This window comes from Trinickia sp. Y13 (assembly GCF_029522115.1).
Classification (GTDB): domain Bacteria; phylum Pseudomonadota; class Gammaproteobacteria; order Burkholderiales; family Burkholderiaceae; genus Trinickia.
Map to the genome: position 1 here is coordinate 18,418 of NZ_JAKWFK010000008.1, position 19,557 is coordinate 37,974.

16 protein-coding genes are annotated in these 19,557 nt (G+C 63.6%); 9 read left to right on the forward strand and 7 right to left on the reverse strand.

Annotated elements, in window-relative coordinates:
- Positions 1-154 precede the first annotated feature (154 nt).
- Both MMB74_RS15415 and MMB74_RS15420 read right to left on the reverse strand, forming a co-directional pair.
- On the reverse strand, positions 155-1,339 hold the full coding sequence (locus MMB74_RS15415; protein WP_277429524.1) for a hypothetical protein: 1,185 nt from the start codon (positions 1,337-1,339) through the stop codon (positions 155-157).
- A 421-nt stretch (positions 1,340-1,760) separates the two neighbouring features.
- Positions 1,761-3,038: a DUF445 domain-containing protein gene (locus tag MMB74_RS15420; protein ID WP_277429525.1), complete on the reverse strand. Its 1,278-nt coding sequence runs from the start codon at positions 3,036-3,038 to the stop codon at positions 1,761-1,763.
- A gap of 300 nt (positions 3,039-3,338) precedes the next feature.
- On the opposite strand from MMB74_RS15420, the gene MMB74_RS15425 reads away from it, so the two are divergent.
- Positions 3,339-4,898: a methyl-accepting chemotaxis protein gene (locus MMB74_RS15425; protein ID WP_277429526.1), complete on the forward strand. Its 1,560-nt coding sequence runs from the start codon at positions 3,339-3,341 to the stop codon at positions 4,896-4,898.
- Between the two features lie 39 nt (positions 4,899-4,937).
- On the opposite strand, the gene mnmH is transcribed toward MMB74_RS15425, so the two are convergent.
- Entirely contained in the window at positions 4,938-5,999 is a 1,062-nt protein-coding gene (gene mnmH / locus MMB74_RS15430) for a tRNA 2-selenouridine(34) synthase MnmH (RefSeq protein WP_277429527.1), read from the reverse strand.
- A gap of 149 nt (positions 6,000-6,148) precedes the next feature.
- Between mnmH and MMB74_RS15435 the strand changes: the two genes are divergently transcribed.
- Positions 6,149-6,568, forward strand: a complete 420-nt coding sequence (locus MMB74_RS15435) for a secondary thiamine-phosphate synthase enzyme YjbQ (protein WP_277429528.1) — start codon at positions 6,149-6,151, stop codon at positions 6,566-6,568.
- 76 nt (positions 6,569-6,644) lie between these two features.
- On the opposite strand, the gene MMB74_RS15440 is transcribed toward MMB74_RS15435, so the two are convergent.
- Complete coding sequence (locus MMB74_RS15440; RefSeq protein WP_277429529.1) at positions 6,645-8,357, reverse strand: acid phosphatase; 1,713 nt, start codon at positions 8,355-8,357, stop codon at positions 6,645-6,647.
- A 249-nt stretch (positions 8,358-8,606) separates the two neighbouring features.
- On the opposite strand from MMB74_RS15440, the gene MMB74_RS15445 reads away from it, so the two are divergent.
- Both MMB74_RS15445 and MMB74_RS15450 read left to right on the forward strand, forming a co-directional pair.
- Positions 8,607-9,194 carry a DUF1697 domain-containing protein gene (locus MMB74_RS15445; RefSeq protein WP_277429530.1) on the forward strand — a complete coding sequence of 196 codons (588 nt, stop codon included), beginning with the start codon at positions 8,607-8,609 and terminating at the stop codon, positions 9,192-9,194.
- 192 nt (positions 9,195-9,386) lie between these two features.
- Complete coding sequence (locus tag MMB74_RS15450; RefSeq protein WP_277429531.1) at positions 9,387-10,193, forward strand: hypothetical protein; 807 nt, start codon at positions 9,387-9,389, stop codon at positions 10,191-10,193.
- Between the two features lie 84 nt (positions 10,194-10,277).
- On the opposite strand, the gene MMB74_RS15455 is transcribed toward MMB74_RS15450, so the two are convergent.
- On the reverse strand, positions 10,278-11,033 hold the full coding sequence (locus MMB74_RS15455) for a cupin domain-containing protein (RefSeq protein WP_277429532.1): 756 nt from the start codon (positions 11,031-11,033) through the stop codon (positions 10,278-10,280).
- A 258-nt stretch (positions 11,034-11,291) separates the two neighbouring features.
- Between MMB74_RS15455 and MMB74_RS15460 the strand changes: the two genes are divergently transcribed.
- Entirely contained in the window at positions 11,292-13,142 is a 1,851-nt protein-coding gene (locus MMB74_RS15460; protein WP_277429533.1) for a M24 family metallopeptidase, read from the forward strand.
- 89 nt (positions 13,143-13,231) lie between these two features.
- On the opposite strand, the gene MMB74_RS15465 is transcribed toward MMB74_RS15460, so the two are convergent.
- Together MMB74_RS15465 and MMB74_RS15470 are read right to left on the reverse strand one after the other, a co-directional pair.
- Positions 13,232-14,116, reverse strand: coding sequence for an alpha/beta hydrolase (locus tag MMB74_RS15465; protein ID WP_277429534.1), 885 nt, complete (start codon positions 14,114-14,116; stop codon positions 13,232-13,234).
- A 9-nt stretch (positions 14,117-14,125) separates the two neighbouring features.
- On the reverse strand, positions 14,126-15,355 hold the full coding sequence (locus MMB74_RS15470) for an MFS transporter (protein ID WP_277429535.1): 1,230 nt from the start codon (positions 15,353-15,355) through the stop codon (positions 14,126-14,128).
- A gap of 113 nt (positions 15,356-15,468) precedes the next feature.
- Between MMB74_RS15470 and MMB74_RS15475 the strand changes: the two genes are divergently transcribed.
- The 4 genes from MMB74_RS15475 to MMB74_RS15490 all read left to right on the forward strand — a co-directional run bounded on the left by MMB74_RS15475 (position 15,469) and on the right by MMB74_RS15490 (position 19,393).
- Positions 15,469-16,365, forward strand: a complete 897-nt coding sequence (locus MMB74_RS15475; protein WP_277429536.1) for a LysR family transcriptional regulator — start codon at positions 15,469-15,471, stop codon at positions 16,363-16,365.
- A gap of 115 nt (positions 16,366-16,480) precedes the next feature.
- Entirely contained in the window at positions 16,481-17,383 is a 903-nt protein-coding gene (locus MMB74_RS15480) for an NAD-dependent protein deacetylase (protein ID WP_277429537.1), read from the forward strand.
- A gap of 61 nt (positions 17,384-17,444) precedes the next feature.
- Positions 17,445-18,854 carry an NADP-dependent phosphogluconate dehydrogenase gene (gene gndA, locus MMB74_RS15485; RefSeq protein WP_277429538.1) on the forward strand — a complete coding sequence of 470 codons (1,410 nt, stop codon included), beginning with the start codon at positions 17,445-17,447 and terminating at the stop codon, positions 18,852-18,854.
- 197 nt (positions 18,855-19,051) lie between these two features.
- Positions 19,052-19,393 carry a DUF4148 domain-containing protein gene (locus MMB74_RS15490; protein WP_277429539.1) on the forward strand — a complete coding sequence of 114 codons (342 nt, stop codon included), beginning with the start codon at positions 19,052-19,054 and terminating at the stop codon, positions 19,391-19,393.
- Positions 19,394-19,557: the final 164 nt, after the last annotated feature.

The following is a 19,557-nucleotide window of genomic DNA, read 5'->3' on the forward strand; positions in this document are numbered from 1 at the left end:
GAATATCGTGCAACGAAGCGAAGACGGGAGGTTGACCTGCGTCAACGATGAGAGCGAGACACGCATCCTCGATACGTCGAAGCAATGAGTATGGTGCGTCGCACCATGCGCCGAGCATCTTCCGGCGAAGATGCTCGGTCGCGAGCGGCGCTATTTACTGCGGCTCATACCACGAGTAAGTCGCGAGCGTGCTCACGGCGGGCGTGCCGATCTGCAACGTGACGTCGCGATGCGAGGTCAACGTGATCGCGCGCAAATCGCCCATGTAGCGGCGTGCTTCGCCGTTGTCGTTGATGTAGGCAACGACATCGCCCGTGATGCCGGCAACGTTCGTGCTCGTCAACGGCTGGCCCCAAATGTCGAAGAAGGCGCCGAGCGTGAAGTTCTTCACGCTCGGCGCTTCGATATGGATGATGCCGGTCTGGTCGTGCGTATGCATCTCGTAGTCGCACGAGGACAGGATCCCGATGTTCTTGGGCAGCGCCAGCCACTTGCCGTTGTTGATGATCGCAAGATGCGCATGCACGTGGTAGTTGACCGACATGCCCGGTGCGCAGGTCAGCCCGTCGACATCAGCGCCGGTGCCGCCAGAGGACGTATTGCCGTCGGGCCAGAAAGCCGTCCCCACCACGCCGCCGTAGCTGAGCGTGATCGGGTTCGGGTCGAACGCAGGCGGGTCGCTCCACGTGTAGGTGGGAATTTGCGCGAGCGGCGTGCCGAGCACGATCGTCACTTCGCCGTGCGGCGGCAGCACCAGGCTAGAGAGGTCGCCCGTGTACTTGGTAAGCGTGCCGCCGTCGTTGACGTACACCGTGACCGAAGACGCCTGCAGCCCCGCCACGTTGGTGGTCGTGAGCGGCTCGCCCCAGACCGAGAAGAACTGCCCCAGCGTGTACGACGCGCCGCTCGTCGTATCCATGCGGATCTTGCCCGTTTCGTCTACCGTATTGAGCGGATACACGCAGCCTTTAGGCGCAGCGATCGTTGGCGTTACGGTGCCGATGTTCGCGGGCACGGCAACTTGCGTCCCGTTCATGAAGATCGACAGATGGGTGTAGCTATAGCTGTTGCCGGCCGTCGCGCAATTGAGCGTGCCGACGGCTTGGCCTTGTCCGCCCGTCGTCGTCGAGCCCGCTTGCCAGTTCTCTTTGCCAAGCGTGGCGCCGTCGACGACGGCGGTCGCGGCCGCCAGCGTCGGCGAAGAAGAACCGCCGGACGTGCTACTGCCCGCGCTGCTGCCCGCGCCCGGGGAGCCACCGTCACCGCCGCCTCCGCCGCAGCCTGCGAGCGCCAGCACGGCGCCCATCGCAATCAAACGTGAACTGAAGTTGTGCAACATGTCGCCTCTGCCTTTGATAGTCGATGTTGAATTGAATGCAGGCATGCCTTCGATGCAGACATTCTTCGCCGGCCGTGAAGACGCAAAGGCGCCACGGACCGAAGCCAATGAGTGTGTCTGCCTAGATGGCTGCGTTGCGCGGCATGTGAAGCCATGAGGTGCATGGCGGAACACGCCGGCGCTCGATGGCTCGCACGAATGCTCGCGCATGAGCCGCATTGCTTGCGTTCCCGGTCTTAGGCCGGGACGATTGGTCTCGCCGCACGAATACGCGGTAGATGAGGGTCGGAGCTTGTTTCTATCTATGCGAGACAAGCGTAGCCGCGTGGTTTTTATGCGGCAAGGAAAAAAAGTCGAGCGTGGGGCAGCCGCAAGCGAGGGTGGCTCGAGACGTGACGTTAAAAAAATCGAAAAAAATTCGTTAAAACATCAGGACGTCCATTGCATGGAGCACGAGCCCCACGATGCCGCCAATGAGCGTGCCGTTGATGCGAACGAATTGCAGATCGCGCCCGACTTCGATTTCTATCTTGTGCGTGACCGTTTCGGCATCCCAATGCCTGACCGTGTCCGAGATCAGGCGGGCAATCGCATGGCGCTGAGCGCCGACGATCGCGAGCGTCGTTTCGCGCAACCATGCGTTCAGGCGCTCGCGCATGGGGACGTCTTCCTCCAAACCGGCAGCGATGCCCGCGACGGCCTTTTCGATGCGGGTCCCAATGTGCGAACCGGGCGATGCGATGTCGTGCTCGATGCTCGCTTTGATGTCGCGCCAGATCGTTTTCAGATAGTCCTTCAGGGCCGGGTGATCGAGCATGCGCTCTTTCAGCGCCTCCCATTTCGCGAGGTAATCGGGCGAGGTCTTCAACTCGGTCACGAACTGACGGATTGCATCGTCGAAGCCCCGCCGCCACGCGTGATCGGGATTTTCGCTGAGGTTTTTCAGCGTCTCGTCGACGACCGCGATCAAGTTGTCGGAGACCTTTTCGTCGATCGACAGCTTCTTCCACAGCCATGCCGTGCTTTCGCGCACGCGCTGCCGAATCAGCGGCTTGTGCTCCTCGAACAGCAGCGTCAATTGCCGCAGCAGTTCTGTCACCACGGCCTGATGGCGATTGTCTTGCAGCAGCGTCTCCGCAATCGTGCCGACCACGAGCGGCGTGTCGACCTCGCGCACGCGCCGCGACAGGTTCGCGTGAATGAAGCGCCGAACCTCCTCGTCGTCGACCGTTGCGAGCAGGCGCGGAAGCACATCGAGCGTCCATTGGGCGATTTGGCGCTGACGCGCCGGCTCCGACAACCACCGGGCGAATTGCGCGGCGAAGTCGATCCGTTCGAGCTTGGCGGCGATGAGTTCGGGTGCGAGGAAGTTCGTCTCGACGAACTTCGCCAGGTTTTCGCCGATGCGATCCTTGTTGCGCGGGATGATGGCCGTATGCGGTAGCGGCAGCCGCAACGGATGCCGAAACAACGCCGTGACGGCGAACCAATCGGCGATGCCGCCTACCATGGCCGCTTCCGCCAGTGCCCGCACGTAGCCGAGCACGGGGTGGGCAGGCTCGTAGGCCCGGGCTAGCAGGTACACGCAGGCCATCGCGCCCAACAGGGCGGTAGCCAGGCGCTTCATGCGCGCATAAGCCTGGGTTTTATCGCTCGCATTCGTTGCGCCATACCCCGGCGACGGCGGTGTCTGTTCCATCGGCTGATCCTCGGCATTTCCTCTGAGCAAACGGCGCTCTCGCCCGAAACTGCAAGGCTACCCGATCTCGCGCGCCGGCCGCGCCGGGGCGCGGCTGCTCTGCGAGCAGTCACCCTTGCAACATTCTCAATCGTCAGATTTTTCAGGGTTATCCCCGCGCGGTCGACAAAAATACTGCATTAGGAGCAACCCCCCCTCCAGAACCGCGGCGTCGCGCCGTTAAACAATCGGGAACCATATCTGGTTGAGATGCTGGCCGCTCGCCCAACGAGCATGCGGCCGATTGCTTGAGAGGGAAGTGTGGATCGGTTAACGCTCGGTAAAAAATTGGGATTGGCTTTGCTCGTGATGTGGCTCGGCCTGTTGTTTTTCGCCGCGTTCGCGGCATTTCAAACGCGTGAAACGATGCTGGCCGGGCGCCAAGCGGCCGTGCGCAATATCGTGGAAGCCGGAGCCGGGGTGGTCGCGCAGTTTCAGCAAATGGCCGAACGCCACGAAATCTCGGAGGACGAAGCCAAGCACCGCGCGATGGCGCGGCTTGCCGGGATGCGCTACCCCGGTAATGGCTACCTCTTCATCACCGACGCAAACTGCGTCGTGATCATGCATCCGGTTCTGCCCGATCTCGTGAACAAGGACCAGAGCAAGTACAAGGACGTGAACGGCAAGTACCTGTTCGTCGAATTGGTGAAGGTTGCGCGGGAGAACGGACAGGGCTTTGTCGACTACATGGCGCGGCTGCCGGGCAAATCGACCGAAGTGCCGAAGATTTCCTATGTCAAGCGTTTCGAGCCATGGGATTGGTACATTGCTTCGGGTGTCTATATCGACGATATCAATGCCGCGTTTCGCGTTCGTTTGCTCGGATACCTGCTGACGACGCTCGTCATCGGCATTGTCAGCTCGTTCGCGCTCTTCATCATCATCCGCAACGTCCAACGCAGCCTGGGCGGTGAGCCGGCCTACGCAGCGGCGGTGGCCGAATCGATCGCGACCGGCGATCTGACGCATGAAGTCGAAGTGCGCGAAGGCGATCGCGGCAGCATGGTGCTCGCGATGCAGCGCATGCAGCATCGTTTGGCGGAAACCATGCAACGCATCCACGTGGGCGCGGAGACCATCAAGGACGCCGCGCAGCAAATCGCGGCCGGCAACATGGATCTGTCCTCGCGAACCGAGGAGCAGGCGTCGTCGCTTGGCGAAACGGCGGCGAGCATGGAACAGCTCACCGCGACGGTCAAGCAGAATGCGGACAACGCGCGCCAGGCCAATCAGATGGCGGCCGACACCTCGCGGATCGCGGGCGAGGGCGGCGAAGCCGTGCAGCAAGTGGTGACGACGATGCAAAGCATCGCTGCCAGCTCGGTGCGCGTGGTCGACATCATCTCCGTCATCGAAGGCATCGCGTTTCAAACCAACATTCTCGCGTTGAACGCGGCCGTGGAAGCGGCGCGCGCGGGCGAGCAGGGCCGGGGCTTTGCCGTCGTGGCTGGCGAAGTGCGCAATTTGGCGCGGCGCAGCTCGGATGCGGCCAAGGAAATCAAGGCGCTCATCGAGGAATCGGTCGGCAGCGTCGAGAACGGCAAGACACTGGTCGAAACCGCCGGTAGCAAGATGGATTCGCTCGTGCATTCGGTCAAGCGCGTGACCGACATCATCAGCGAAATCTCGGCGGCATCTGAAGAGCAAAGCCGCGGCATCGAGCAAGTGAACGTCGCGATCGCACAGATGGATCAAACCACGCAGCAGAACGCGGCGATGGTCGAGCAAGCCGCTGGCGCGGCGCAATCGATGCAGGAGCAAGCGAGCTTGCTTGCCGATGTCGTCAGCACCTTCCGCGTGCGCGGTACGGGGCACTGAGACGCGCGCAAGGCGCATGCGCTGCTTCGGGGCGCTTGGTCAAGCGTGGCGGGGCAGTCGTAGCAGATCGAGCAGCGCGCGCGCCTGTTCGTCGATGTCGGCGTCGTTGGGCCGCAGCACGAATTGCGTGGCCCGCGGCAGCTCGGAGAAATGCCCGGTGCTGCTGCGAGCATAAGCCGGGTCGTAATGAAGCTCGATCAGCTCGCCGAACAGGGGGGCGCGCTCGCCTTCGTCGACGAGACGGCACCAGCGCTCCACGCGCTCTCGGCTATGCAAGCCGATCAACTTTCTCAGCTGCCCCTTGAAGGCGTCGGGCGTGTCGAACAGATGCGCGTAATCGTCGAGCAAGAACGCGATGCGCTCGTCCCGATGCGCCTGCACGGCCACGCAGGGCGAACGGTGCATTGCCGCGAGCAAGGCGTCGGGCAGCTTCACGCGGCCGATCGCGCGGCTTTCCGCTTCGACGAAGACGGGCCGTTCGGGCGAGAAGCTGCGTAGCGCCGCGGCCAGCGCCGTGTCGAACGCTTTTTGCGAAGGTTGCGCTTCGCCTTTGAGCGCGCCGAGCAGCGAGCCCCGGTGCGCGGCCAATCGTTCTAGATCCAGCGCCTGTGCGCCCGCGCCTTCGAGCGCGCCGAGCAGGCGCGTCTTACCGCTGCCTGTCGCGCCCGTCAGCACGATGTATTGGAATTGCTGCGGCAACGTCGCCAATTCGTCGATCACGGCGCGACGATACGTCTTGTAGCCGCCGTCGAGCCGGCGTGCTTGCCAGCCCATCAGATTGAGCCAGACAGCCAACGACTCGGAGCGTTTTCCGCCGCGCCAACAATAGACGAGCGGCCGCCACCCGCGCGGACGATCGGCGAATGTCGTTTCCAGATGGCGTGCAATGTTGCGCGCGACCATAGCCGCGCCGATACGTGTGGCTTCGAATGCCGACGACTGGACGTAAAGCGTGCCGACCACGACGCGTTCTTCATTGGTCAGCACTGGCGCATTGATGGCGCCGGGGATGTGGTCTTCCGCAAATTCCAGCGGGGTGCGCACGTCGACGACTTCGGTGAAATCGGCCAGGCGATCGAGGGTGACGCTGAGGTCTTTCAAGGGCGGAAAAATCGAGAGAGAATCTGGCGCCGATTATGACATGCCGCGCTGGCGGGCCGGCGAACGCCCGAGCGCGCAGCTTGCATGGCCTATGCTTATCGCTTTCGGGGCCCCCAACCGGCGCCCCTCGTTCGAGAGAGGAAGACACGATGCGCCAGGCGTTGGAACATCTGCGAATCGACGTGCGCGGACGCGGGCTCGTCGAAATCACCGCACAAGTGCGCGACTACGTTGCGCGCCAATCGATCGAGACGGGCTTGCTGACGCTGTTTTGCCGCCATACGTCCGCCTCGCTACTGATTCAGGAAAACGCGGATCCTTCGGTGCGACGCGATCTGGAGCGCTACTTCGCGACGATCGCGCCCGAGGACCCGCAACGTTACGAACACGATACGGAGGGCCCGGACGATATGCCCGCGCACCTGCGCACGGCATTGACGCAAGTGCAGTTGTCGATCCCGATCGAGCACGCTGCGCTGGTACTGGGCACGTGGCAGGGCATCTATCTGTTCGAGCATCGTCATCAAGCCCACCGGCGCGACATCGTGATGCACGTGGTCGGCGAATAGGTCGCGCAAGCGTCTGGCGCGATCGCGCCTCCCGGGGGCGGGCCGCCGGCGCGCGTTGCGACGGCTCCGTTTGCGCTCAGCCCAGGTCTAGGGCTTGCGTCAGGTCGCCCGGCGGGTTATCGCCTCTTGCGGCGAAGGCCCGATTGCGGCTCGCCACGCCGTCGAGCGGCGCGAGGCCGTGGACGCGATCGATGAAGCGCAGGATCGAGTTCGTGTCGTAGAAGGTGTGGTCGACGACGCCCTTCTTCGCGAACGGCGCGATGACGAGCGCGGGAACGCGCGATCCGGGCCCCCAGCGATCGCCCTTGGGCGGCGCGACCGGGTCCCACCAGCCGCCATTCTCGTCGTGCGTCATGATGATGACCGTCTCGGCCCATTGCGGGCCCATGCGAATACGGTCGATAACGTGCGCGATGTGCCGGTCGCCCGATTCGATGTCCGCATAGCCCGCGTGCATGTTCAGATCGCCTTGGGGCTTATAGAACGTCACCGCGGGCAGCCGTCCAGCATCGATGTCGGCGATGAACCGGTTCGTCGCTGCGTCGTTGCCGATGCCGGCGTCGCGTAGATGCCGTTCGCGCTTGGCCGTGCCCGGCGCATAGTTTGCGAAGTAATTGAACGGTTGATGGTGGTATTGGAAGTCGGGCGACATGCCCGTATCGCGGTGCTCGAGCGCGTATTGCCAACCGCCGCTGTACCACGCCCAGTCGATGCCTTTCGCCGAGAGGCGGTCGCCGATCGTCGCGTACGTTTGCGGCGGCATCACGCGCGGGTTGGTGGGGTCGGCGAGCGCCGCATCCCCGCCGGGCGCCGGGGCGACGTAGCTCGGCTGATACGGCGGCGCCATGGTGTTGACGGCATAACCATCCGGCGTGAACGCGCCATCGCGCACGAACTTGGGCGGGCCGCCGAGCGCCGACGCTTCGCTCTCTGGCGCAAGCTTGAGCCGTGTGCCGAGCGCATCGTTCCCTTCGAGCACCGACACCAAATGCTTGGCGGGGCTCGCCGCGATGTTCGGATAGAACGGCGCCTGCGCGGAAATCAAGAAGATATGGTTCAGCCACGAGCCGCCGAATGCCGCCATGAAGAAGTTGTCGCATAGTGTGTATTGCTGTGCGAGATTCCAAAGCCGAAGCGACTGTGCCGAATTGCGGTAATGCCCCATGACGAGCGCGCCCGCATCGGCCCACGCAACGAATTGATCGTTGCGGCCGCCGTTGATTTGCATTTGGTTTTGATAGAAGCGGTGCCACAAGTCGCGCGTGATGACGCCGTTGGGCAGCGGGCGGCCGCGTGCGTCCGACACTAGGAAAGGCCGGTTCGGCAACCCCGTGATGTCGTCCTCGCCGATCAGATAACGGCTCGTGCCGACTTGTTGCGCCTGAGGCACGAGGCCACCCCAAATCTTCGGCAGGTAGGGCAGTGCGGTTTTGCCGTCGCGGTCCAACTGCACCGGCGCGCCGGTCGCCGCGGCGGCGAGCGGGTGTTGCACGCCCGGGAAGTCGCCGTAAAGGTTCGCGAAGCTACGGTTTTCCGCATAGATCACGACGATGTGACGCACGTGCGCGCGCAAGGCTTGGTCGAGTTGCGCATCGGCGGCGGGATGAGCGATCGCTCGGTCGTGCGGCGGCACGCCGCCGGTCGAGGTAGCGCAGGCGGGAAGCGCGAGCCCCATGCCCACGGCGGCTAGACCGCCGAGCACGCGGCGCCGTTCGGGGTTTTCCGGTTGATCCGAATTACGATCTTGCGGGGCTTCGGTTGAAGTGACGTTCGGCGTTTCGTTCTTCATCGGCAGATCTCCGTCGGGTGCCGTGAGTTGGCGCGCGAGCGGGTGCATTCGCGCAGGCGGTTTGCCGCCGAGCGGGCCAAGCGCGGCGGCTACGTCGATACGCGCGACATGGTACCCCGGCTTCGGCGTTGGGCGATGGCTTTCGATCCTATGCAGCTTGAGGGGCGGCGGCGGGAGGATCGGGCGCAACGGGCGGTCGCGATGCGACGCGTGGCGATCGTCGTTCGACGCGCAACGGCGCAGTGATCGATGCGTTTGCGCTATGCTGTGCCGCTTCCCAGTTTCCCTTCCTCAAAAGGACCTCGCACCGTGCGTCGATACGTAGCTTTTCTCCGCGGCGTCAGCCCCATGAACGCGAAGATGGCCGAATTGAAACTGGCGTTCGAAGGCGCGGGTTTCGATGCGGTGAGAACGGTGCTCTCGAGCGGCAACGTCGTGTTCCAGGCGCGCGCGGCTTCGATCGGGTCGATCGAACGCAAAGCGGAAGTGGCGATGCAGTCTCACTTGCCGCGCAGCTTTTTGACGATCGTACGCAGTACCGACGAGTTGCAAGCGATGCTCGATGCCGATCCTTACGCGCAGTTCGATGTGCCAGCCGGCGCAAAGCGCATCGTGACGTTCTTTCGCGACGCTGCGCGGCACGAGGTGTCGTTGCCGCTTTCGCTCAATGACGTCAACGTCTTTGCCGCGGGTGAATATCACGCGTTGGCCGCTTACGTGCCGAGTCCCACCTCGCCGACATCGCTCGGGCTGCTCGAGAAAACGTTCGGCAAGAACGTCACGACCCGCACGTGGGACACGATTCGCAAGTGCGTCGCAGCTTCGATGCGCGAGTGACCGCAGGCTGAGAAGACGCCATGCGCGCGAGCCCGTGCGTTTCGGGCCGAGGCGGGCTCCGGCGCGCGCGATGCTAGGGATCTAGGGATATCGGCAAGCTCGACAAGGTCGATAAGCATCCCTTAAGGCGATCCCGGGATAATGCGACGCATTCGCATATAGCCGCCCTCTACCGAGTTAGGAGAACATCGCATGACCGTCCGCACAGCAATTACCGGCCAGCAGGACAGCGCCGCGTGGCTCAGCAAAGTGCCAGAAGCGACCGCCGTGTTTTGGCTCGTGAAGATCTTGGCGACGACAGTTGGAGAAACCGGGGGTGATGCGCTTTCGATGTCCTTTCACCTCGGCTACGCCGTGGCGACACTCGTCTTTCTCGTGTACTTCGCCGTGACGCTGACCGTTCAGGTCCGGGCGCGCCGCTATCATCCGGCCGCTTATTGGGCGGTCGTGATTGCAACGACGACCGTGGGCACGACGACGTCGGACTTCCTCGATCGAACGGCGGGCCTGGGGTACGTGTTGTCCTCGGCGCTGCTCTTTGCCGCCGTGTTGATCGTGCTCGCGCTCTGGCGCGCCGTAGCAGGGCGCATCGAATACGACCGCATCGTGCGGCCGCGCGACGAGGTGTTCTATTGGGTCACGATCCTGGTGTCGAATACGCTCGGCACCGCGCTCGGCGATTTCGCCGCCGATAGCGCTGGACTTGGCTTCGAGCGCGGCTCGCTTGCATTCGCTGCGTTGCTGCTTGTCGTCGCGCTGGCGTGGCGCTTCGCCAAACGCGTGCCGGTAGGTGTGCTGTTTTGGGCCGCTTATGTGTTGACGCGGCCGCTCGGCGCGACGGTGGGCGACACGTTGACGAAGCCTCTCGCCGAAGGCGGGCTCAACCTGAATCGCGTCTCGGCATCGCTCACGATCTTGGCCGCCATGGCCGTCGTGGTCGCATTGCAGCACTGGAAGTCGGGCGAAAGGGGCCGCGCGGCGGCTCCGTCCGCCGATTGAGTCAGGCAGGCGGCAAGGCGCCAGGTCGAGGTCGAGCCAAACGTCGTGCGTGACCGCGGGGCCAACGCTGCGCATGCGGGAAGGTCAGCGTTTCTTCGTTACGGACTTCGTCGTTTGTTTCGGCGAAAGGGCTTTTGCTTTGGCCCGCGGCTCTGCTTTCGCTGCGAACTGCTTGTCCTGCGCGACTTTAGCGCTTGCGGCGCGTGGCGTGGCCGCCTTTTTCTTGGCCGCGTTCGTGCGCGGCGCGCTGCGTTCGCCGTCGCCAGGCGCGGGCTCCGACTGATCGTCATCGAAGAATGGCAGCGTGCCGACGACGATCATTTCCGCCGCCCCCTGTCCCACGTTGACCACGCGATGCCGCTCGTGCGCATCGAAATGCAGCGAATCGCCCGCCGACAACAGGTAGTCTTTCTTGCGCAGCGTATAACGCACTTGGCCCGCGAGCACGTAGACGAACTCGTCGCCGCCGTGCGCAACCCATTCTGAGCTATAGCCCTGCAGCATTTGCACCTTGACGGCATTCAATTGACTGCCGTCGAAAGTAGTGGACAGCCGCTCGTAGCGCTGGCGCATCGGGCCGACGCGATACGATTCGCGGCGCCCCTCGTGCGAGTCGGGTTGCGCTTGACGCGGCTGTTCGAGCAGCGCGCCAAGCGGCACGCCTAGCGCTTTTGCGACGTTCACGAGCGACGAGATCGAAATGCCCGTGAGATTGCGCTCGACTTGCGACAAGAAGCCCACGGATAGGCTCGAGGCCGTCGCGACTTCCAGCAACGTCATTTTCGAGTCGCGCCGTAGACGCCGAATGCGCTGGCCGATATGGTTGATATCCGAATCCATGAATCCTCTTGGAGGCGTTCGCGGGCGGCTGCACCGCCGACTTATCGCACCGGCGCAACACTGTGACGCCGCGGGCCGCGCCGCCGGAAGCGCGCATTGTACCGCGCTCCCCGTCCCCTCGCCGTTCGGCGCATTGGGCTCGTTTTTTTAGTGCCACCTAAATTTTAGCTTGACGTAAATTGGCGCCGACGGTAGTTTTTGCAATCGATATAAGGGGGCATTGCGAACATGCCGGTATGGACAGAACGAGCTGATGCGATGATCGATCGACTTCAATACAACTTTTCCGATCTTGCGGCCTACGAACCTTCGGTGGCCCAAACGCATGAGCGTCTGAGCGCGTGGCTCGATCGAATAGAACTTGACGCGCTCGTCGTCACGTCGCAAGACGAGTTCATCAGCGAATACGTACCGCGCCGCAATAGTCAGCGTTTCGCGCTGACCGGATTCGACGGGTCGGCGGGATCGGGCGTTTTCCTGAGCGCGGCGGCAGCGGCGAAGATAGGCAGCCCCCGTTTCATTTTGTTCGTCGACGGTCGCTACCATTTGCAAGCCGAGTCGCAGTGCGACCCAGCGCACGTGCGGCTGGAAAAGCTGGAGCTAGGCGTACCGATCTGGACGGCGCTGGTCGATTGGGTGTCCGAGCATGCCAGCGTATTGCGTTCGCTAGGGTACGACGCGCTGCGCGTGAGCGTCGCGCAGCGCGACCGGCTATACGAGGGGACGCGCGAGGCGGCGCAACGGTGGACGGCCCTTGCGGCGCGCGAAATCGATCGCGCCATCGCGCTGCCCGGATGGCAGGTCGAGCGGCCGATATTCGAGTTGCCCGAGTCCCTGACGGGCGTGAGCGTAACGGCCAACATCAAGACGTTGAACGATCGTTTGCGCGCCGAGTTGCGGGCGCCGAAAGAGCGCATTTGCTGGCTCACTTGCGCGGCGGACGACATCGGCTATCTGTTGAACACCCGCGGCCACCATATGCCGAATGCGTCGTCGCACTTGGGCTACCTGTTCGTCATCGGCGATCAAGCGGCGCTGTTTTTGCCCGAAGGCTGCGAGCGGTGCCCGGTCGAGCTCGAAGCTTATCCGAAGCTGCAGGTGTTCCGAAACGACCTGGCTGCGCTCGGCCGTTTCCTTGCCCTGTTCGACGTCGATCAGGTTTGCTATAGCGCCGACGCCGTCAATTGCGCGGTGCCCGATGCGTTGCGCCGGATCTGGCCCGTCGCGCGCCATACGAATTTCAGCCCGGTCGAGGCGATGCGCGCATCCAAGACGCCGCAGGCGCTCGATCGATTTCGCGACGCGTTTGCCCGCAGCAGCGCCGCGATTGCGCAGACGATGCGCTGGGCCAAATACGGCGAGCCGGGGGCGCGTCATTCGGAATACGATCTCGCGCGGCGGATCAACGACGCTTACGGCGCGCGCGGCGCAGTTGGCTTGACGTTTACGACGATCGCCGCGCATGGCCCGAACAGCGCGTTGGCGCACTACGCGGCCGCGAGTCCGGACGTCATGCTCGAGGACGGTCAACTCGTGCTGCTCGATAGCGGGGCTTACTACGAGAGCGGCTTCGCGACGGACTGCACACGGGTAGTGCTGCGCAAAACCGAATCTTCGACGACCGCGCAGCCGTGGCAGCGCGAAATCTATACGATCGCGCTCAAGGCTTGCATCAAGGGTCTCGTCACGCGCTTTCCCGCCAATTACAAAGGCGAAGACGTCGATAAAGCGGTGCGCGATGTCTGCCGCGCGCACGGCTACGATTTCAATCACGGCACGGGGCATGGGATCGGCATTCACGTCCATGAGGGCGGGGTGCGTTTTGCGCCCGGCTCGCGCTATGGCCTCGTGCCGAACGCCGTCGTTTCGGTGGAGCCGGGGATCTACGTGGCGGGCCAAGGCGGCGTGCGCATCGAAAACGTCGTGGTGATCCATCCCAGTTCGCGCGAGCGGGGCAAGGTGGAGTTCGAGAACCTTGTCACGGTGGGCTACGATTGGGACCTTATCGATATCGACATGCTCGATGAAGACGAGCGCGCGTACTTGCGCGAATACGAGCAGCGGTGCGCCGAACTTGGCAATAGCATCACCGCATGTCCGCTGCTGTAGGGCGTTAGCGATTGTGCGCGGCTAGGGCGAGGGCGCCGTGCAGCGCGTGCCGCGCGAGGGCCGATCCGCAAAGCCGCGGCGTTGTTTCTTCATTGCGCTGGGTCGTCGAGCGAAGCCAAGAAACGCCGCGTGTGCGCTGCCACTTCATCGCATGCTTCGTCGAGCGCGAAATGACCGGCTTCGAGCAAATGAACTTGCGCATCGCGCACGTCGCGCTGGTATGCGTGCGCCCCCGCCACCGTGAACGAAGGATCGTATTTGCCCCAGAGAACGAGCATGGGCGGTCGATATTCGCGCATGTAGTGTTGCCACTGCGGATAGCGCTCGACATTCGTCCGATAGTCGTAAAAAAGTTCGGTTTGGATGTCGATTTGCCCGGGGCTCGACAAGAACGCGAACTCGTCGTGCCATGCATCCGGATCGTAGCGTTCGGGATGTGGCGTGTGGCCGATATGCCGCTGCCGAGTCGCATCGAACGAAAGGAGATTGGCGCGCAATGCGGCTTCATGCCTTGCGCGGTCGGCCCAAAACGCTTTGCGCGTTTCCCAAAGGGGGCCGAGGCCCTCTTCGTGCGCGACGGCATTTTGCACGACGATTGCGCGAATCCGGTCAGGTTGCGCTTGCGCTAGGCGGAAGCCGACCGGCCCGCCATAGTCCTGCACGAACAAGGCGAAGCGATCGAGTCCTAGTCGATCGACGAAGCGTTGCATCGCTTCTGCCAGATGATCGAATGTGTAGACGAATTCGCTCGGCGGCAACGCGGTGCTATGGCCGAACCCCGGATAGTCGGGGGCGATGAGCCGGTACCGATCCGCAAGCGGCGGCAACAGCGTCTCGTACATCCGAGACGACGAGGGAAAGCCGTGCAGCAAGAGCAGGACCGGCGCATTCTCGGGGCCGGCTTCGCGGTAAAAAATCTCAAGGCCGTCGATGTCGACGGATCGATATCTGACGCTTGCACGAGTCCAATTCATTGGATTCTCCTATTCGAACCTGGGTTGGTTGGAACAACGTTCACTGCGATGCATCCGATGAATTGCGGCCGCCGCGGTGAATGCGGCGCATGCGACGGCTGCGATGCCGCGCCATCCCGCCTGAGCCAGCACCGGCCCGGAGAGCGCCGCGCCTAGCGCGCTCCCTACGAAGAATAGACCGGTGAAGAGACCGTTGACACGCCCGCGCGATTCGGCGGGTAGCAAATTGATCGCTCGCCGGCCCAGCGTTTGATCTGCGATGACGCCGGCGTCGAGCGTAAAGGCCGAGACGGCGGCGATCGTCAGCGCTGTCGTGCGTGGCAGGTTAGCCGTCAGCGCCCATGCGGCGGCGAGCACGGCAGCGATCGCAATCAAGTGCGCCGCATATCTCGCTTGCCTCGGATAGCCGCGGTCGGCGGCGAAGCCCGCGAGTGGCGCAGCTACGACGCCGCCCGCACCTGCAAACGCGAATGCGGAAATTTGCGCCGCGCTGCAATGGAACGGTGCACGCGAAAGCACAACGGCGATGCTAGTCCAAAACGCGTTGAAGCCGATCATCAAAAGCGCTTGATACAGCGCGTGGCGACGCAGTACTTGCGTCGTCACGACAAGCCGTCCGAGCGAGGCGATCAGCGAGCGGTAAGAGGGCCGTCCGAGGGGCGCGAGAACCGGCAGGCGTGGCGCCGCGCACGCGGTGGCCGCTGCGAGGATCGCCGCGTCTGCGAGAAAAAAGCCGCGCCATCCCAAGTATCGCGTAACGAGGCTCGCGAGCGGGCGGGATAAGAGGATGCCGAGCATGAGGCCGCTCATGACATTGCCCACGACAGCGCCGCGCGCTTGCGGCGGCGCCAAGGAGGCGGCGGCCGGGACCAGCATCTGAATCGCGCTCGCCGTGACGCCGATCGCGAACGATGCGGCGAGAAAGACGAGCGGCGCGGGCGCGCTGGCCGCGACGGCGAGACAAACAACCTGGGCCGCCAGCGTCGCGATGATCAGCGGGCGGTTCGGTAGCCGATCGACGAGCGGGACGAGCGCGACGAGGCCCGCCGCATAGCCGAGCATCGTCAGCGCGGTGACGAGGGCGGTCCATGCGTGCAAGTGCAGCGACGCATCGAGCGCTTCGAGCATGACTTGCGATGCGTACAGCGGAAGCACGGCGATACCGACGAGCGCGCCGAACAACAGCGTCGGGACGCCGCGCGCAGCAGCCTGAGTTGCCGCCTGCGGACAGGAATTCATGTCTATGCCTTGCATCGATGTTGGGAGATGAACGCTGCCGATGCTACTCTCCCGATCAATGCATGTAATTGGCCAAAGCATTGAGACATAATCCATAAAATCGGGAGAATTGGATGCAGTCGTTACGCGAACTCGAGACTTTCGTCGCCATTGCGGAGGAGGGCAGCTTGACGGCGGCGGCACGGCGGCTCGGCCGCTCGTTGCAAGCCGTGAGCCGCGGCTTGCAGACGCTAGAGAGCGCGGTGGGCGCAACCCTCGTCGTGCGTACGACGCGCACGTCGCAATTGAGCGAGGCGGGGCAGCGATTCTATGCACGCGTCAAGGCGGCGCTCGCGGATCTCGAGATCGCTCGAACGGAATTGGCCGAAGATGCGAAGCGGTTGGCGGGCAAGCTGCGCGTGAACGCGCCCACGTTGTTCGGCCCCGCTTACGTCGTGCCGCTGCTGGCCGAATTCCTGCAACGGCACCCGGGTTTGAGCGCCACGGTCGAGCTCGAAGACGGCTTCAGCGATCCCGCGACGAGCGGCGCCGACGTGACGCTGCGCATTGGCGCGACGCCCGATTCGCGACTGGTGGCGCGCAAGCTTGCCGAGGTCAGGCGCGTGGCCTTCGCGTCCACGCCCTATCTCGCCGCGCACGGTCATCCACAAGCGCCCGAGGACCTCGCGTCGCACGCGTGCGTGGTGCGCACCGGTGTGGCGCACCCCTACCGATGGGCGTTCAGCGCGCGCACGGGCGAGGAGCGAGTCGTCACGGTGTCAGGCCGCTTCGAAAGCGAACACGTGGCGGCCGTCAATGCGGCGGTGGCAGGCGGCCTCGGCATTGGGCTCGCTACGTTTTGGCAAATCCGCGATGCCGTCGAAGCGGACCGCGTGCGCATCGTGCTGCCCGAGTACGAACCGGCGCCGTTGCCGCTATTCGCACTCTGGCCGCGCACGCGTCGCATGCCCGCGCGCACACGCTTGCTGATCGACTTTCTCGCCGCGCGGCTGACGGGCGAAAGGCTGTAAGCTTGGGCTACCGGCGGCCCGTGCGCGTTGCAACGACGCGGCGGCGCCGAACGGCGTAAAATCCGCGTCGTTGTGCCCCGCGGGCCGTAAGCCGTGAAAGGAGTTGCCGCCCATCATGACCGAGTCGCCCCCGTCGATTCGACTGGCCGTGCCTTCGTCTTCCGAAGAGACGTCGAGCGCCGTCGCATTGGACGCGCTTCGCGCGTTCATGGCGCGGCACGAGCGCTTGTTCGTGCTGACCGGCGCGGGTGTCAGCGTCGCGTCCGGCATTCCGGGTTATCGCGACATGAACGGCGATTGGATGCGTGCGCAACCAATCCAATGGCAGGCGTTTCGCGATTCAGAGCACGCGCGGCGTCGTTATTGGGCGCGCAGCATGGTGGGTTGGCCGATGCTCGCCTGCGCCGAGCCCAACGCCGCGCATCGTGCGCTGGCGCAGTTGGGCGCCGCGGGCCGTATCGCGCGGCTCGTGACGCAAAACGTGGATGGCCTTCATCAACGCGCGGGCAGCGCCGAGGTGATCGAGCTGCACGGCAGCATCGACGCGGTGATCTGTCTGGACTGCGGCGCGCGTCATCGCCGGGCCGCGATTCAAACTTTGCTGCTTCGGGACAATCCCGCCCTCGCTGGCGTGAATGCAGCGGTTTCGGCCGATGGCGATGCTCATCTGGAATGGGATGCGCTCGATCGCTTTCGCGTGCCGGATTGCCCCGATTGCGGCGGCATGCTCAAGCCCGATGTCGTGTTCTTCGGCGAAAACGTGCCGCGTGAACGGGTGGCCGCGGCAACGCAGGCACTCGAAGCGGCCGATGCCATGCTCGTCGTCGGCTCCTCGTTGATGGTCTTTTCCGGTTATCGCTTTTGCCACTGGGCGGCGCAGTCGGGCACGCCGATTGCCGCGATCAACATAGGGCGCACGCGCGCCGATGCGCTGTTTTCGCTGAAGATCGAGGCGCCGTGCGGCGACGCGTTGAGCGCGGTGGCTGCGCAACTCGCTGCCTCGGCTTTTAATCGTTGACGGTCCAGCCGTCGTGGCGGGGCGCCGCGCGCCCTCGTCTCTTTCTTGGAGAATTCGACAAATGACCAAACCCGCCATCGGCGTCATCGGTCTCGCAGTGATGGGCCGCAATTTAGCGCTCAATATCGAAAGCCGCGGCTATGCGGTGGCGGTCTACAATCGCAGCCGCGCGAAGACTGATGAACTGGTTGGACAATTTCCCGATCGCAAGCTCGTGCCGGCGTACTCGCTGGAGCAGTTCGTCGATTCGCTGGAGAAGCCGCGGCGCATCCTAATGATGGTCAAGGCCGGCGAGCCGACCGATGCGACGATCGCGGCGCTCAAGCCGCTGCTCGATCGAGGCGACGTCCTGATCGATGGCGGCAATACGCATTTCACCGATACCGTGCGGCGCAATCAGGAACTCGCGCAAGCCGGGCTGCATTTCATCGGCACGGGCGTATCGGGCGGAGAAGAGGGCGCGCTGAAGGGGCCTGCCATCATGCCGGGCGGCCCGCGCGACGCCTACGATTTGGTCGCGCCGATCTTGACTCAGATTGCCGCAAAGGCGCCGGACGGCGAGCCGTGCGTTGCCTACATCGGGCCCGACGGCGCCGGCCATTTCGTGAAGATGGTGCACAACGGGATCGAGTACGGCGACATGCAGTTGATTGCCGAAAGCTACGCGGTGCTGCAACACGTGGTTGGGCTGACCAACGCGGAATTGGCGAAGGTCTACACGGAATGGAACGCAGGCGAACTCGATAGTTATCTGATCGAGATCACAGCCAAGATATTCGGTAAGCGCGACGACGAGACGGGGCGCGACCTCGTCGACATGATTCTCGATCGCGCCGCGCAAAAGGGCACCGGCAAATGGACCAGCCAAAACGCCTTGGACCTCGGCGTGCCGTTGCCGCTCATCACCGAGTCGGTGTTCGCTCGAGTGCTCTCGTCGCTCAAGACCCAGCGAGTCGCCGCGAGCAAGGTGTTGCCCGGCCCGGCCCGCAAGCCGTTCGATGGCGACCGGGCTGCCTTGGTGGAAGCGGTGCGCCGTGCGCTATATCTGAGCAAGGTGATTTCGTACGCACAAGGCTTCGCGCAGTTGCGCGCGGCATCGCAGGAGTATGGCTGGGACCTCGACTTCGGCGGTATAGCCAAGATCTTTCGAGCGGGATGCATCATCCGCGCTCGGTTCCTCCAGAAGATCACGGACGCCTACGCGCACGACCCCGCACTCGAAAATCTATTGCTCGACCCGTATTTCCGTCAGGTTTCGGAAAGCTACCAAGCGGCGTTGCGCGAGATCGTGGCGGCTGCCGTGACGGCTGGCGTGCCTGTGCCGGCGTTTGCGTCGGCTATCGCTTACTTCGACGGCTACCGGTCGGAGCGTCTGCCCGCGAATCTAGTGCAGGCGCAACGCGATTTCTTCGGCGCCCACACGTTCGAGCGAATCGACCGCGAGGGGAGCTTTCACGCGGATTGGACGTAAATCAAATCGGTACCGATGCCGGAAATCGATTACAGCGGTTTTGTGCAGTAAACCTTGGTAACTGTTTGTGATTGTTGCTCCGAATGAAATTCTATTTGATCGAACGAGGGGTTTTCCCTAGGTGATTTGCTGACTAGACTGTGATTAATCGCTGCGGCGTCCCGCATGCGGCGAACCACAGTTTTCGGAGGTTCATCATGAAATCACTCGCATATGCAATGGTTGCGGCTTCCGCGTTGTCGATCCCCCTCGCCTCGTTCGCTCAATCGAATAACGGCCCGGTGACGCGCGCGCAAGTGCGCCAAGAATTGATCCAACTGGAGCAAGCCGGGTATAACCCCGCGATACATGACCCGAATTACCCGGAGAACATCCAAGCGGCGGAGCAACGCGTCCATCAGCAACAAGGCTTGGCTGTCGCGACGGGCGAAACGAGCGGCTACGGCGGTGTGGCAGCCGGTTCCGCGCAGTCCGGCTCGCGCATGCAGATGCAGCCGGCTAGCCCTGACGGCGCGCAACCGCTGTATTTCGGCCGCTAAACGTCTTGGTCTAGACGGCGATCTGGCGGCGCACGGCTCTCGCCGAGCGTAGCGACCGGTCCCGAACTCACTGGCCCGTCGCTCCCGCAAGGGGGCGCGGGCCAGTTTCGTTTTGCTTTTTTCCGCCAGGGTATGCGATCCTCGCCGAACACGACTGCGGCAGG

Excerpts from the sequence above, each read along its gene's own strand:
- MMB74_RS15415 (WP_277429524.1), bottom strand. The coding sequence starts at position 1,339 with ATGTTGCACAACTTCAGTTCACGTTTGATTGCGATGGGCGCCGTGCTG.
- MMB74_RS15460 (WP_277429533.1), top strand. The coding sequence starts at position 11,292 with ATGATCGATCGACTTCAATACAACTTTTCCGATCTTGCGGCCTACGAA.
- MMB74_RS15440 (WP_277429529.1), bottom strand. The coding sequence starts at position 8,357 with ATGAAGAACGAAACGCCGAACGTCACTTCAACCGAAGCCCCGCAAGAT.
- MMB74_RS15420 (WP_277429525.1), bottom strand. The coding sequence starts at position 3,038 with ATGGAACAGACACCGCCGTCGCCGGGGTATGGCGCAACGAATGCGAGC.
- MMB74_RS15475 (WP_277429536.1), top strand. The coding sequence starts at position 15,469 with ATGCAGTCGTTACGCGAACTCGAGACTTTCGTCGCCATTGCGGAGGAG.
- MMB74_RS15445 (WP_277429530.1), top strand. The coding sequence starts at position 8,607 with ATGCGTTTGCGCTATGCTGTGCCGCTTCCCAGTTTCCCTTCCTCAAAA.
- MMB74_RS15470 (WP_277429535.1), bottom strand. The coding sequence starts at position 15,355 with ATGAATTCCTGTCCGCAGGCGGCAACTCAGGCTGCTGCGCGCGGCGTC.
- MMB74_RS15480 (WP_277429537.1), top strand. The coding sequence starts at position 16,481 with ATGACCGAGTCGCCCCCGTCGATTCGACTGGCCGTGCCTTCGTCTTCC.
- gndA (WP_277429538.1), top strand. The coding sequence starts at position 17,445 with ATGACCAAACCCGCCATCGGCGTCATCGGTCTCGCAGTGATGGGCCGC.
- MMB74_RS15455 (WP_277429532.1), bottom strand. The coding sequence starts at position 11,033 with ATGGATTCGGATATCAACCATATCGGCCAGCGCATTCGGCGTCTACGG.
- MMB74_RS15465 (WP_277429534.1), bottom strand. The coding sequence starts at position 14,116 with ATGAATTGGACTCGTGCAAGCGTCAGATATCGATCCGTCGACATCGAC.
- MMB74_RS15450 (WP_277429531.1), top strand. The coding sequence starts at position 9,387 with ATGACCGTCCGCACAGCAATTACCGGCCAGCAGGACAGCGCCGCGTGG.
- MMB74_RS15435 (WP_277429528.1), top strand. The coding sequence starts at position 6,149 with ATGCGCCAGGCGTTGGAACATCTGCGAATCGACGTGCGCGGACGCGGG.
- MMB74_RS15490 (WP_277429539.1), top strand. The coding sequence starts at position 19,052 with ATGAAATCACTCGCATATGCAATGGTTGCGGCTTCCGCGTTGTCGATC.